This window comes from Mucilaginibacter sp. P1_A3, assembly GCF_056406855.1.
In genome coordinates this window covers 1-14,516 of the sequence record NZ_JBFTZJ010000025.1, presented here as the reverse complement: position 1 = coordinate 14,516, position 14,516 = coordinate 1, and the positions used below count along the sequence as shown (strand labels likewise).

Annotated in this window: 14 protein-coding genes and 1 pseudogene; 14 read left to right on the top strand and 1 reads right to left on the bottom strand. The window is 45.5% G+C overall.

Going from position 1 to position 14,516, the window contains the following annotated elements; all coding sequences use genetic code 11:
* The first annotated feature begins 13 nt into the window (after positions 1–13).
* From AC1D0K_RS30465 to AC1D0K_RS30450, 4 genes are all read left to right on the top strand, one after another.
* Positions 14–166 (top strand): HNH endonuclease, encoded by a 153-nt coding sequence (locus AC1D0K_RS30465; protein WP_477463089.1) that lies wholly within the window; start codon positions 14–16, stop codon positions 164–166.
* Between the two features lie 792 nt (positions 167–958).
* Entirely contained in the window at positions 959–1,705 is a 747-nt protein-coding gene (locus tag AC1D0K_RS30460) for an oxidoreductase (protein ID WP_477392058.1), read from the top strand.
* A 58-nt stretch (positions 1,706–1,763) separates the two neighbouring features.
* A complete protein-coding gene (gene ahr, locus AC1D0K_RS30455) occupies positions 1,764–2,786 on the top strand; it encodes an NADPH-dependent aldehyde reductase Ahr (protein ID WP_477392057.1) in 1,023 nt (340 codons plus the stop codon).
* A gap of 35 nt (positions 2,787–2,821) precedes the next feature.
* On the top strand, positions 2,822–3,949 hold the full coding sequence (locus AC1D0K_RS30450) for an alkene reductase (RefSeq protein ID WP_477392056.1): 1,128 nt from the start codon (positions 2,822–2,824) through the stop codon (positions 3,947–3,949).
* Positions 3,950–4,364: 415 nt separating this feature from the next.
* On the opposite strand, the gene AC1D0K_RS30445 is transcribed toward AC1D0K_RS30450, so the two are convergent.
* Positions 4,365–4,844, bottom strand: a complete 480-nt coding sequence (locus tag AC1D0K_RS30445; RefSeq protein WP_477392055.1) for an SgcJ/EcaC family oxidoreductase — start codon at positions 4,842–4,844, stop codon at positions 4,365–4,367.
* Positions 4,845–5,198: 354 nt separating this feature from the next.
* Between AC1D0K_RS30445 and AC1D0K_RS30440 the strand changes: the two genes are divergently transcribed.
* The 10 genes and pseudogenes from AC1D0K_RS30440 to AC1D0K_RS30395 all read left to right on the top strand — a co-directional run.
* The gene (locus tag AC1D0K_RS30440; RefSeq protein WP_477392054.1) at positions 5,199–5,630 is read left to right on the top strand and encodes a LexA family protein; all 432 of its coding nucleotides are present in this window, start codon (positions 5,199–5,201) and stop codon (positions 5,628–5,630) included.
* The gene (locus tag AC1D0K_RS30435; protein ID WP_477392053.1) at positions 5,614–6,858 is read left to right on the top strand and encodes a Y-family DNA polymerase; all 1,245 of its coding nucleotides are present in this window, start codon (positions 5,614–5,616) and stop codon (positions 6,856–6,858) included. Before AC1D0K_RS30440 ends, AC1D0K_RS30435 begins: the two co-directional genes overlap by 17 nt.
* An 83-nt stretch (positions 6,859–6,941) precedes the next feature.
* Positions 6,942–7,280 (top strand): helix-turn-helix domain-containing protein, encoded by a 339-nt coding sequence (locus AC1D0K_RS30430; protein WP_477392052.1) that lies wholly within the window; start codon positions 6,942–6,944, stop codon positions 7,278–7,280.
* A gap of 10 nt (positions 7,281–7,290) precedes the next feature.
* Positions 7,291–7,470, top strand: a pseudogene (locus AC1D0K_RS30425) (hypothetical protein); the annotation flags it as partial.
* A gap of 307 nt (positions 7,471–7,777) precedes the next feature.
* On the top strand, positions 7,778–8,968 hold the full coding sequence (locus AC1D0K_RS30420; RefSeq protein WP_477392051.1) for an acetate/propionate family kinase: 1,191 nt from the start codon (positions 7,778–7,780) through the stop codon (positions 8,966–8,968).
* On the top strand, positions 8,965–11,349 hold the full coding sequence (locus AC1D0K_RS30415) for a phosphoketolase family protein (protein ID WP_477392050.1): 2,385 nt from the start codon (positions 8,965–8,967) through the stop codon (positions 11,347–11,349). The genes AC1D0K_RS30420 and AC1D0K_RS30415 overlap by 4 nt, the downstream gene beginning before the upstream one ends.
* Positions 11,337–11,750 carry a hypothetical protein gene (locus AC1D0K_RS30410; protein WP_477392049.1) on the top strand — a complete coding sequence of 138 codons (414 nt, stop codon included), beginning with the start codon at positions 11,337–11,339 and terminating at the stop codon, positions 11,748–11,750. The genes AC1D0K_RS30415 and AC1D0K_RS30410 overlap by 13 nt, the downstream gene beginning before the upstream one ends.
* A gap of 1 nt (position 11,751) precedes the next feature.
* Positions 11,752–13,410 (top strand): alpha-glucan family phosphorylase, encoded by a 1,659-nt coding sequence (gene glgP, locus AC1D0K_RS30405; protein ID WP_477392048.1) that lies wholly within the window; start codon positions 11,752–11,754, stop codon positions 13,408–13,410.
* A 166-nt stretch (positions 13,411–13,576) separates the two neighbouring features.
* On the top strand, positions 13,577–13,804 hold the full coding sequence (locus AC1D0K_RS30400) for a hypothetical protein (protein ID WP_477438865.1): 228 nt from the start codon (positions 13,577–13,579) through the stop codon (positions 13,802–13,804).
* A gap of 116 nt (positions 13,805–13,920) precedes the next feature.
* Positions 13,921–14,516, top strand: a 596-nt coding sequence (locus AC1D0K_RS30395; RefSeq protein WP_477463149.1) for an SDR family NAD(P)-dependent oxidoreductase, incomplete at its 3' end; no start/stop codon positions are given.

Here is a 14,516-nt window from a genome sequence, read left to right as displayed (position 1 = left end):
TTCAATATGCAAATTGCAGTTTACGTTAGGCGATGATATGGATACCGACCATATTATTCCTTTGCATTTGGGAGGAAAAGATATATGGGCTAATGTGCAATTATTGCACGCCCATTGTCATATCACCAAAACGAGGAAAGATAACTTGCTTCATATAAATGATTAACGGACGAGGAGCCGTGTGAAGGGAAACTTTCACGCACGGTTTTGAAGACCAGCCGTAGAGGCGACTCTACGGCTGAGTTTAATTCTTCGGGAGAAGATACAGCGTATAGCCCGCCCGGCAGTCTCCGGCGTCTTGTCGGGGATGCTGATATCATTAGGTACAGCGGTTGAAAGAACCGAACATCTACAACCGGATACCTTTTTCTTAAAGAACTCCGCGACAGTTATGTTTTTAAAAGGGAATTCCATGGCGTTGAGTTTTACACCGCCTGATTCATGGGATGAGCGTTGCCGTTGCCTTTCCAGATATATTCTCAGCCGGTATGTTTCCGGCCTGAAAAGCCGCAGCCATAATTTTGACCCTGACCTGTAGCTATATACCACTGAGGTAAGAGAAGTCAGCGTTTCAGCGATCATTTCACGGGAAATAATATCGCCCGTGACCTGGATGGCGCGGTATATAAAATTATCAGGCTCCGAAAAGATAAAAGCAGCACTTCAGCCGATATCCGTTAATGCAGTATAAGATATAGCCGATTTCGCTGATAATGGGGATTTTACGATATAAAATATCATTAAATAAAATTAATGTTATTAAGTGCTTGATTTGTAGGTATTTAATTAATGGCACTAAAGTGGTAGATACTGAGGGAAGAATATATGGCTAACCTGTTTTTAGATGATCCCAATAGGCCCAGAATAATATGGTCGCCTATTAAACCAAATGCTAACAATTAATAAGGTTATGAATAAAATGGAAACAAATCACCCCTCCGAAATCTCTGCAAACCGAATGAAGTTATTTTCCCCCGAAAAAATTGGTCATTTAAATTTAAAGCATCGCGTGGCGCACCCTCCATTAACCCGTCTTCGGGCTAACCCGGATGATGGTGTAAGTGATATGGTGATTAAATATTACACTCAACGCGCGTCCGACGGAGGCTTTATCATTACCGAATCTACTCATCCTTCATTTGATAGCCGGGGCTATATTGGAGCGCCGGGTAATTACGAAGATCATCATATACCGGGGTGGAAAAAGGTCATTGATGCAGTACACCATAAAGGAGGATTGATCTTTATGCAGATTTCCCACGATGGACGTCAGTCACATGAATCATTAAAAAATGGGAAGCCTCCAATCGCGCCATCAGTTGTGCCGTTTGAAGGGATATCATTTACAGCAAAAGGTTGGGTGCCCGTAACGCAGCATAGAGCGGTCGATATTTCGGAGAGTCCCGAATTGGTTGAAACCTTTAGAAAAGCTGCTGAACGGGCTTTAATAGCCGGTTTTGATGGCTTGGAACTTCATAATGCCAATGGCTACCTGGCCGATACTTTTTTACAGGATGGCACAAACAAAAGGACCGATGCCTACGGAGGCTCGATAGAGAAGAGAGTGAAGTTTCCGTTGGAATTGGTAGGGCATTGGTATTTGTTTGGGGAGCAAATCATGTCGGTGTACGGCTGTCGCCCAACGGTCAATGGGGATATAAAAATGCCCAGTGCGATGCAGCAGTTGGCCTTTGTAAATCGGTAGGCGATTTATGGCGATCATTAATTTAGTAACTGCAAATAATTAAACAAATAATAATCATATGTCAACAATTAAAGCATGGGCAGCTCTTGAACCACGTGCCGAATTAAAGCCATTTACCTATGAAATGGGACCATTAGGTTCTGAAGAAGTAGAAGTTGAAGTACAATATTGTGGCTTGTGCCATACCGATATTTCGTTCATTAAAAATGAATGGGGTACCATACCCTTTCCGTTGGTGCCTGGGCATGAAATTACCGGGATGATTGTCGCGCTTGGGGATGTGGCTAAAACCAAAGGACTAAGTATCGGTCAAACGGTAGGTATTGGCTGGACTAATGGCAGCTGTGGCCACTGCGGTCCTTGCCTGGATGGCGATCAAAATCTTTGCGAAACTGTAAAGGCTACCATTTGGGGGCACCACGGCGGTTTTGCAAGCAGGGTAAAAGCACATTGGATTTGGGCTGTACCTATTCCAGATGGCTTGGACCCCGCCGACGCCGGTCCGATGTTTTGCGCGGGCATCACTGTTTTTTCGCCGCTAATGGAGTACGGAGTTAAGCCAACCGACAGGATAGGGGTATTCGGTATTGGCGGCCTCGGTCATCTTTCCATTCAATTTTGCCACGCATGGGGTGCTGAGGTGACTGCGTTTTCATCTAACGCGGCCAAGCACGATGAAATAAAAAAGTTGGGAGCTGATCATATCGTTTCCAGCCGGGATACCAGTGAATGGAACGACCTGAAAGGAAAGTTTGACCTTATCCTAATAACTGTAGCCGTACCGCTTGATTGGGATAAAATTATTGCCATGCTGGGGCCAAAGGGGCGCCTGCATTTTGTAGGTATTGTTTATGAGCCTATCCCGGTATCGGTGCTTGCTTTGTTAGGTGTTCAAAAATCGATATCTGCATCCCCGGGAGGTTCGAGGGGTGTTTTAGATAAAATGCTGCGTTTTGCGGCCCATCACAAAATAAAACCAGTTACAGAGCATTTCCCCATGAGCAGGATAAACGATGCTATTGCCCATTTAGAGTCAGGGAAAGCCAGTTACAGGATCATCCTCGATGCTGATTTTAAATAACATGATCTGTCAAATCAACACATAACAATAGTCATATGAAAATACAGGATAATAGTAACACCAAATTGTTTTCGCCAATTAAACTGGGCGCTTATGAGCTGACGCACCGCGTAGTTTTACCACCGTTAACGCGCATGCGTACCGAAACAGGTTTTATACCTAATGACCTGATGGTTGAATATTACGCCCAGCGTACCACACCCGGCGGGTTTATGGTTACGGAAGGTACAGTAATATCCGAGACAGGCCACGGTTATTACGGCGCACCAGGTATTTATACCGATGAGCAGACGGAAGGCTGGAAAAAAGTAACCGATGCAGTGCACGCCAAAGGTGGTATTATATTTTTGCAGCTTTTTCACGTAGGCCGTGAATCGCATAGGGATCTTCAGCCCAACTACGCATTACCTGGTGGGCCTTCTGTTGTGCCGCATGAAGATTTGGTGTTTACCCAAAAAGGCTGGGTACCTGCAGATTTGAACCGGGCATATGAAACAGAAGAAGTTGAAACCCTAATTGAAGATTACCGTAAAGCTGCCCAAAGGGCAAAGGATGCCGGGTTTGACGGGGTGGAGCTTCATGGTGCTAACGGCTACCTTGTGGATCAATTTTTGCAAGACGGTTCTAATAAACGCACCGACAAATATGGTGGCCCAATGGAAAACAGGGTAAGGTTTATGACGAAAGTGGTAGAGGGGATGTTATCTGTTTGGGGGCCGGATCGTGTTGGTGTTAGGCTGGGGCCAAGCGGCACGTTCAATTCCATGTCTGATAGCAATCCAATCGCGCTTTTTGGTTACGCAGCCGATCAGCTTAATCAATTTGGCATTGCTTATTTACATCTGATCGAACCAAGGATTAAAGGCAGTTATGAGGAAGTTGATGGCATGGGGCCTGTTGCCTCAATGCATCTCCGTAAAATATTCAAAGGTCTCATCATTGCAGCTGGTGGATTTGATTTCGAAAAGGGTAATGAGATACTCGAAAAAGGCTATGCCGATCTTGTTGCTTTTGGCCGGTATTTTATAGCCAATCCGGATTTGCCTTATCGTTTTAAAAATGGCTTGCCGTTAAACCCATATGACCGGGATACTTTTTATGGCGGCAATTCAAAAGGATATATCGATTATCCTTTTTACAGCGAGGAATTAGTAGCAGAATAATTATCTATACCATTCATAATGCCCATTCCCCGTAAAACAGGGAATGGGTTATTTATTTATAAGGCCTGAGCGTTATCCCGCAATAGGTGGATTTTCTGGCGCTATTGATCACCTTGTTCCGAAAATACAGGGTTGGCAATTCTGCTACATTTTGATCATGCTAAACAACTGAAAGTAAAGATGCACCCTACTTTGGATTTACACAAATTGGTGCTCCAAATAGCACGGAATCATCTGGTCAAGGCCTTCAGAACTTCAGACTTTTAGTTGAATCAACCATAAAGCCAGCGCTATCCCTTAATCCCGATAGGCTTTTTGCCGTCAGGTTAAAAGGAACAAATGCCAATGCTCCCAAAGCGAGGCACGACTTAAGGAAGAATTTCTTTGCATCATTTTGTTATAGGTAGATTTTGAATTATTTAACGCTCTTTTCCAACTTTGCGTTCTGACCTGCCTGTATTAACCACAATCCATCTTTTTTTGTCAAAACAATCATTCGCCTGAATTCAAAAGTTTCCCCCGGGTAACGCGCATCGTCGGTTAAACCTGTACGTACATGGGCCACTGCGATATCCGGTGAAAGGTATTGTATGTCTTCGATAGCACGGGTAAAGTAGTGGCTGGGTTTGAAGTAAGTGTTATGGGTACTTCGGTAATGATCTTCAATATCCTGCCTGCCCTTGTAGTACGCTCCAAACCAGTTAACCCAAGTGGCGTCATTGCGGTAGTTAGCTGCCAAACCAACCGGATCGTGCCGATTCCACGCTTCTTCGTAGCTCTTTACTAACCGTCGAATAGCACTGTTTTCTTTTAACGTATCAATCTGCTGGGCAAATGTACTTGTTGATATGCCGATAAGAATGATGAAAAATGTAAGAGATCTTTTGCTTTTCATGTGATAAGTCGATTTTTATAAGCACCTTGAAATTGTACAACCATTTCCGGCATACCTCAGTGCGATGCGAGATGTTACAAAATATTGATGCTGTCTTAATGTTTTGACAAACAAGTTAATAACATCACAATAACAAAATTAATAGTTTACGACTAATAACCAAGTGTTTATGTAAAATAGTAATGTATTATTGGTAAGAGTCAGGATTGCGCAAGGCGCATAATTGAATCCATTGTGTACGCCAATCTCCAACAACCCGCGGATGTAAATAATTTAATTCTATTTTTTATAGTTTGCTAAAATTATTAGCATAGCTTTGTTGCGTTAAATGGTTAACGATTAAGGGAGAACGGTATGATCAGGGCATTTCAGCAAAGGGCGGAGCAAAAGATATCGGGGTTTCAGTCGCCCGCGGCGGATTACCTGGAGGGGCGGTTGGATATTGGTGAGGCGATGGTGGTAGATCCACACGCTACCTTTTACTTTCAGATGGATAGTCCGGCGATGGAGGAACAAGGCCTGAAAGCCGGCGACATCCTGGTTGTTGACCGTTCACTCGAAGCTGTGGAGGGGGCAATTGTAGTCGCTTTTGTGGCGGATGGTTTTTTTTGCCGGCGCTATGCGCTCCGGGATAATAGGCCCGTACTTTGTGGTGATCGGCAGGAAATCATACAGACCACGGATGGAGAGGTGCTGCAGGTTTGGGGTGTGGTGATCTCTATTTGCCGGAATACCCTGCCCGAAGCTTTGAGGAAGGGAAGGTATCGTCGTGTTTGCGCTTTGTGATTGTAATAATTTTTATGCGTCGGCGGAACGCTTGTTCAGGCCGGAACTGAACGGTCTGCCTGTCGTGGTACTGAGTAATAATGATGGCTGCGTGATCGCGCGGAGCGAAGAAGCTAAACTTTGCGGTATCCAGATGGCAGCGCCAGAGTTCCTGGTACGGGACCTGATCAAAAAGTACGACATCCGGGTTTTTTCCAGTAATTATGTATTGTATGGTGACCTGTCGGAGCGGGTTATGCATAATCTGGCGAGATGGTTTCCGAGGCTGGATGTGTATAGTATTGATGAAGCTTTCGGGCTGATCGACGGAGTCAAAGACCTGCACGCGTATGCGCCCAGGATCCGCGCCTCGGTGGTACACAACACGGGTATCCCGGTCTCCATCGGCATCGCGCCAACCAAAACGCTGGCCAAGCTGGCGAACAAACTGGCCAAAAAGAATAACGGGACGATGGTATTGGATACGCCGGAACTTATTGCTGCCGCGGTTAAAAACTTTCCTGTCCGAGACCTTTGGGGCGTCGGCCGGAAATACCAGGAAAAGCTGAAGGTCCTTGACATTCAAACGGTGGGGCAGCTGCGTGATATGCCGGAGATGTGGTTCAAACAGCACATGACCATCGTCGGCCAGCGCATGTGGAATGAGCTTTGGGGCAGGCCTGCCATTCCCTTTGACAACGAGCCGGAGTCCAAAAAAGGTATCATGGTCAGCCGCTCTTTCCGGAACTATATCGAACAGCCTGATGTACTCTGTGAAGCGGTTACACTGTATGCTTCCAGACTGGCGGAAAAATTAAGAGCCGGGAAACTGCGCTGTCTTTACCTGCAGGTGTTCTTGTATACCAATGAGCACCGGGAAGATCATCCGCAGCATTTTCCCTCGCATACCCATAAACTGACCATCGCCAGCAACAATACGCATGACCTGGTGCGGATTACTACCCGCGTTGCAAAAACATTGTTCAAAGCGGGCATCAAGTACCGGAAGGCCGGTGTGATCGCCACCGGGTTGGTGCCGGAAGGTGAACTGCAACTGAATTTTTTCAGAGAACATGACGAGGGAAAAAGAGATTCGGTTTCGGCGGTGCTGGACAAGATCAACCTCGCTTACGGGCGTGGCATGGTACGCATGGCCAGTGAAGGTTATGAAAAAGAGTGGCGCCTGAAGCATGAATGGCTGAGCAAGGGTTATACGACGCGGTGGAGCGATATCATTAAAGTGAAATAAACAGCTCAGGTTACCAACCGGTAGGAAAAATTTTAAAATGCCTTCTTAAATTATGCGTTTCTAAAGGGTAAAAATATTTACCGATGACGCCCGATGAATTACTAACCAAGAAAGATCTGCAGGATTTCAAGAATGAATTATTTGAGCTGCTGCAACCGTTGAACGGATCGCAAAGCTTCTTCCAGCAGAAATGGCTGAAAAACGAGGAGGTTAAAAAGCTGATGAAAGTATCTAACGCTACGATCCGGAACCTACGGGTGAACGGCACTTTGCCTTACAATAAAATAGGGGGTATTTACTATTATGGGCAGGAAGATATTGAACAAATGCTGAACGGGGTTGAAAAAAAGCCCGAAGAAGAAAAAATAACGCCAGCTAAGACCCAGACTTTCAGTTGCCGGTATTACTTAAAAAGCATCTAAAAACCTCCAAAATAAAGAAAGCCATATCTATATCCGTCTGATCGTGAATGGCGTACGGGAAGACTGGTCTTCTGGCAGGCGATGTGAAAGAAAGGAGTGGGATGCCAACGCGAACCGGATGGCGGGTAAGGGCGAAAAGGCCCGGTCGGTCAAATATTTTTGTTTTCCAGATGCGTTTACCATTGAATGATTATTACCGATTACCCCACAAGTAATTACTTTCAGGCAAAAAAGTGACGAAGGTCATTTTTTGCAACTTGGATTTTTATTGTCTGGGGAACGAAACAAAAGCTATCCTCGCTCCTTGGTAAGGTATATTCTTTACACTTCTCTTACAGCGGCTTAAGCCGGTTACATGTTCCGTCACATTTTACCCACCAATAGATGTAAGCAATTAATGATTGATATCATTTGCTATCGCACTTGCGGTCATTTTTTTCAAAGGGCATGGCCGCTAAGTTTGCAACCGGTTCAGATGCTATAGCTACTAATCTTATATGACAGAAAAACAAAACTTCTATATCTTAAGCATCAATTGTGGTTCTTCCAGTCTGAAATTCAGTTTATTCCAATTCGGTTCGCTATTGTCGGAGTGTAACGGCAATGTTGATGCTATTGGCAGCACCGGCAGCCGTTTAAGTATTTGCAAAGAAGGAAAGGTCATTTTGCAACAGTCAGCTGGTTTCAAAAATTTGGATGAAGCAGTAAAGGCAGTTATTAGCTGGCTAAAAAAAAGTGAATATAAAAGTAGCTTGCGGGCCATTGGCCACCGCCTGGTACAGGGCGGGCCGGATCACCGTGAACCAGAATTAATCACAGATGAGTTAATAAAGAACTTACAGGCTTTTGTTTACCTGGCACCCAACCATTTGCCAGACGAGATCAGAACAATTAAAACATTTGGGCGCGCTTTTCCTGGATTGTTGCAGGTTGCCTGTTTTGATACAGCCTTCCATCGCAATATGCCCGATGAGGCTAAATATTACCCACTACCAGCCAAATACCGGGAGCAGGGGCTATTGCATTACGGTTTTCACGGGCTTTCATACGAGTACGTTATGAAGCAGCTTAAAGCGGACGGAGCACTTGTAAAAGCACAGAAAACTATAATTGCTCACTTGGGCAACGGTGCCAGTATGGCCGCTGTAAAAAACGGCACTTGCATTGAAGCAACTATGGGCCTAAGCCCGATCGGCGGCCTGGTAATGAGTACCCGTTCGGGCGATCTGGACCCGGGTGTATTTTTGTTTTTGCTGAAACAGGGGAAACTTACAGCAACACAACTCGATAAATTACTCAGCAACGATTCGGGATTAAAGGCAATTGCTGGAAAAAGTGATGTGCAGCAATTGCTGCAACTGGAAGCTAAAGATCCCAAAGCCAGGGCTGCCATTACCGTATTTTGTTACCAGGCCCGAAAGTTTATCGGCTCTTTGACCGCCGCCATGGGCGGGCTGGATCTGTTAGTTTTTACAGGAGGAATTGGAGAAAATTCTGCAACTATCCGAGAACGTATCTGTCTGGAGCTGGATTTTTTGGGAATCCAGGTAGAAAAGAAATCAAATTACGATAACAAGGAAAATATTTCATCAGCTTCAAGTCGCGTAAAGGTGCTGGTAATGAAAACCAATGAAGAAGCCATAATAGCACAACATACACAAACCGTTCTTAAAATATCAAACCCATGAAAACTGAATTGTCAACTATAGAAGCAGAGGAGTTATCCAACGAAGAACTCCGGAAAATGCATGCCTACTGGCGCGCTGCAAATTACCTGAGTGTAGGGCAATTGTACCTGCGGCATAACCCCCTGCTGAAAGAGCCTCTGAAGCTGGAGCATGTAAAAAACATGCTGCTGGGGCATTGGGGCACCACACCGGGACAGAATTTCATATACACCCACCTGAACCGTATTATCAATAAGTATGATCTTGATATGATCTACGTTTCGGGACCAGGGCATGGTGGCCCAGCTGTGGTAGCGGGAACTTACCTGGAAGGATCCTATACCGAAGTTTATCCCAATATCACCGAGGATGAGGATGGTTTACGCAAATTGTTCACCCAGTTTTCTTACCCGGGCGGAATTCCCAGCCACGCATCACCCCAAACACCGGGGTCAATTCACGAAGGTGGTGAACTGGGTTATTCCCTTAGTCATTCATTCGGTGCTGTGTTTGATAATCCCGATTTGATAGTAGCCTGCGTAGTTGGTGATGGTGAAGCCGAAACGGGTCCGCTGGCCACCGCCTGGCATTCCAATAAATTTCTGAATCCGTTAACAGATGGTACCGTGTTGCCTATCCTGCATTTAAACGGTTACAAGATCTCTAATCCAACGGTTTTGGCCCGCATTACGCATGAAGAGCTGGAACAATTATTCCGTGGCTATGGCTGGAACCCGATATTTGTGGAGGGCGATGATCCCGGGCAAATGCATCGGGATATGGCTGCTGCGCTTGACTACGCGGTTGATCGTATTAAACAGGTAAAATATGATGCTGAGCATCCCAATGGTGACCGCCCGCGCTGGCCGATGATCATCCTCCGGTCACCCAAGGGCTGGACCGGCCCTAAGGAAGTGCACGGGTATAAAATTGAAGGCAACTTCAGGGCGCACCAGATCCCGCTGGCAGTTTCAGCCTCAGCACCGCCCGAACATTTGCAAATGCTGGAGGATTGGATGAAAAGCTATCACCCCGAAGAATTATTTGATGAGCAAGGTAAACTGATTCCCGAACTGGCCGAACTGGCACCAAAAGGGGACCGAAGAATGGGCGCTAACCCACACACCAACGGTGGCAATTTGCTGCGCGACCTGCGCCTGCCCGATTTCAGGGATTACGCTACCGTGGTGGAAATCCCCGGTGCGGATGGGGAAGGGGATACTTATGTAAGTGGTCGTTTCCTGCGGGATGTGATCAAAGAGAACCAACAGCATCGCAACTTCAGGATCTTTGGGCCGGATGAAACAGTCTCCAACAGGTTGGATGTCGTATTTGAAGCTACAAATCGTCAATGGGATGCACCTGTAGCATTACATGACGAATTCCTCGCTGCGGACGGCCGTGTGGTGGAGATGCTAAGCGAGCACCAGTGCGAGGGCTGGCTGGAGGGCTATCTGCTAACTGGCAGGCATGGGCTGTTTAACTGCTATGAAGCATTTATTCATATTGTAGATTCGATGTTTAACCAGCATGCCAAATGGCTTAAGGCCAGTTTGGAACTGCCCTGGCGCAGGCGGATAGCTTCATTGAATATCTTATTAACTTCAACCGTTTGGCGCCAGGATCACAACGGATTTACCCATCAGGACCCAGGTTTTCTGGATCATGTGGTGAACAAAAAAGCCACTATTGTAAGGGTGTACTTACCGCCCGATGCCAATTGTTTGTTATCGGTTATGGACCATTGCCTGCGCAGCTACCATTATGTGAACGTGATTGTGGCAGGCAAACACCCGGCACCGCAATGGCTCAATATGGAGCAGGCCGTAGCGCATTGTACCCGCGGCATAGGTATCTGGAATTTTGCCAGTAATGATCAGGAGGCCGAACCGGATGTAGTAATGGCCTGTAGTGGTGATGTGCCAACTTTAGAAACGCTGGCAGCAGTATCTATTTTGCGCGAGCATTTGCCCGAGCTAAAGATCAGGGTTGTTAACGTAGTTGACCTGTTTAAGCTGCAAAAGAGTACCGAGCATACTCACGGATTAACAGATAAAGATTACGATGCGCTATTTACAACCAACAAACCTGTAATATTTGCATTCCACGGTTACCCATGGCTGGTGCACCGCCTTACTTATAACCGTGCTAATAATGTGCATATGCATGTGCGTGGCTATAAAGAGGAGGGAACCATCACCACATCTTTTGATATGACGGTTTTGAATGAGATGGACAGGTTTCACCTGGTTATCGACGTGATCGATCGCCTGGCGCAAACTGGCAGCAAGGGCGTTTACCTGAAACAATTATTGCTGGATAAATTGATTGCGCACAAACATTATATCAATACTAACGGTAAGGATATGCCCGAAATACTGAACTGGAAATGGAAAGCATAACCTACGACGGCTACCCGCAGCCAAAACAACATCATTACTACCGTTACTACAGGGTAAATAAAAACGATACGGCACTGCAGGCCTTTTCTACAAATGATTTTCGGCTCCGGCCGGCGGTTATCACCGGGATTATTAATTATTCACTGCTACCCGGTTGGGAGGGTTACGACCAATATGCAGATATAGGCCAGGCTATGGAAAAGGCGAAAGCGGGAGCCTTAAATTATATTGAACACCTGATAACCGGGGGAGAGGCAAGCCTGCCAAAACTTTTGCAGTACCGGATGGATCATTACGAGGATCTGCATATCAACCTGGTATATAATAATATTCAACAGGTAGAGGCGGCCTCTATCAGTAATATCCAATTTACATGGCACCCTTACCGCATACACAACTAATATGTTTGATACAAAAGATTTATTCGGCTATGAGCCAGACGCTAAATATAATATCCCGGTTGTTTATTTTTCCATGGAGTTTGCTATTGATCAGGCCTTAAAGATTTATAGCGGCGGTCTGGGTTTTTTATCCGGATCGCAGCTGAGGAGCGCTTATGAACTGAAGCAAAATTTAGTAGGCATCGGGATGCTTTGGAAATATGGGTACTATGACCAGGTACGGGATGGCAATGGTTTTATGAAACCGGAATTTATTGAAAAGCAACATTCTTTTTTGCAGGATACCGGAATTGTATTTACTGTGCAGGTTCATAATGCACCTGTACATGTCAAAGCATGGTTGCTTAAGCCGGAAACCTTTGGTTCGGCACCATTATTTTTGCTGAGTACAGATGTTCCGGAGAATGATGAACTCTCCAGGTCGATCACGCATAGTTTGTACGATCCCAACGAGTCTACCCGTATAGCGCAGACCATTGTTTTGGGGATTGGTGGTGCGATGCTGCTGGATATTTTAGGCATCGAACCCGATGTTTACCACATGAACGAGGGCCATTCGGTATCGCTAAATTTTTACCTGTATGCCAAATATAAAAGCCTTGCCGAAGTAAAGAAAAAGGTAGTATTTACTACCCATACGCCAGAAATGGCAGGTAATGAAGCGCATAGTTACAGCTTGCTGAAAGAGATGTCGTTCTTCTATCATCTGCAGGAGCATGAAGTGAAATCATTGCTTGGTTTAGAAGGGGATTATTTTAATTATACACTGGCAGCGCTTCAATTTTCGCGCAAGGCTAATGGCGTGTCCAAATTGCACGGCGATGTTGCCCGGCGAATGTGGGGTAATAGTCCTGGTGCATGCCAGATTACCTCGATCACCAATGCCCAGAACAAAATGTATTGGGTTGATCCGGTCATGGACGAGGTCATTGCAGCCGGCGATAACGAAGGTATTGTTAACCGGAAAAAAGCCATAAAACACGAATTGTTTAAAATGGTGGCCGATCAATGTGGTAAACTATTTGACGAAAATGTGCTCACCATTGTTTGGGCCCGCCGCTTTGCCGGCTATAAGCGGGCTGATCTGATAATGCAGGACTGGGGCCGGTTTATTAGCCTGGTTGAAAATACAAATTTGCCGGTGCAGATTATCTGGGCGGGGAAACCCTACCCTGAAGACGGCGAGGGGATTGCTTTGTTTAACCAGATCATCAGTCGTGCTCTACCTTTTAAAAACTGCGCTGTTTTAACAGGTTATGAGTTGGGTTTATCGGCACTGCTAAAAAAAGGATCGGATGTATGGCTAAATAACCCAAGGATGTATCACGAAGCTTCCGGAACAAGTGGCATGGCAGCTGCCATGAACGGGAGTATCAACCTTTCACTGCCCGATGGATGGGTGCCGGAATTTGCTCGTGACCAGGAAAACTGTTTCCTGATCCCTAAAGCGCCGGATAACCTATCTGTAGTGGAGAAGGATAACCTGGAAAATGAAAGCCTGATGGATGTACTGGAGAAAGCGGTAATACCTATGTATTATAATAAACCCGGTGATTGGTTAAACATCATCAAACGCGCGGCCGCGGATATTAACCCTGGTTTTGAATCGGGGCGGTTGGCTAAGGAATACTACGATCAAATGTATACATCCGAATCTTAGATATCATCAATTGAAAGATAACAACAAACAAGCACCAGATAGTTTCTGGAATTTAACTGGCGAAGCGGCTTTAAAATTAATCACTTTAATGGCGAACCGATTTTAAATCCGGGGTGCTGAATTCAAATAGCCGTATATTAGTGCTATTATAAAATAAAGTAGCAGGATGTTTAATAAAGCAGCGTTGAATGCAAAGGTCAAGACCTGGCTCGATGAACAAATCAAGAAAAGCGTCGTAAAAGAAGTTACAGAGTGTTACGACCTGATGGACAAGGATAGCACCAATCACCGAAACATTTTCCGGATCTGTAAAAAACAGCTCAATGCGGTGCGGTCAAAGATCGTTTTGAGTTATGTAAAGGTACTTGAACTGGTGATTCTGGTTTATAAATAAATAGTAAAACTGCACATAAATTATTACTCCAGCGTTTTTCTGCCTTTTCGCCGGGATTTAATTATCTACACAAGTTTTCATCGCTTTGACTTTTTGAAAGCTGGATTTGATATTGTTTGAAACTCGCTAAAGAATGCTGCCTGCCAGCTATAGTTACCGGAGGCGGCAGCGGTATGGGCCGCGAACTTGTACTGAACCTGCTGGCAAAAGGTGCAAAAGTAGCTGCGATAGACATCAACGAAAAGACTTTGCAGGAAACTGCAGCATTGGCGGGTGCCAGGAATGTAAATTTAAGCCTGTTTGTGACCGATATTACCAATAGAGCGGGGGTGGAAGGCTTATTAGAGAAAGTGATCAGCAAGTTCGGTGCGGTGGACGGCATTATTAACAACGCTGGTATCATTCAGCCATTTATAAAGGTAAATGACCTGAGCTACGAGGTGATTGAACGGGTAATGGATATCAACTTTTACGGTACGCTTTATTTGATCAAGACTTTTCTGCCACACCTGCTTACCAGGCCTGAATCGCATATTGTCGACATATCCAGCATGGGTGGGTTTTTACCGGTCCCGGGCCAAACCATTTACGGCGCATCCAAGGCAGCTGTAAAATTGCTGACAGAAGGACTTCATTCCGAATTGTCGGGTACGAATGTAAGAGTGACTGTAGTATTTCCAGGCGGTGTTAGCACCAATATCATGTCCAATTC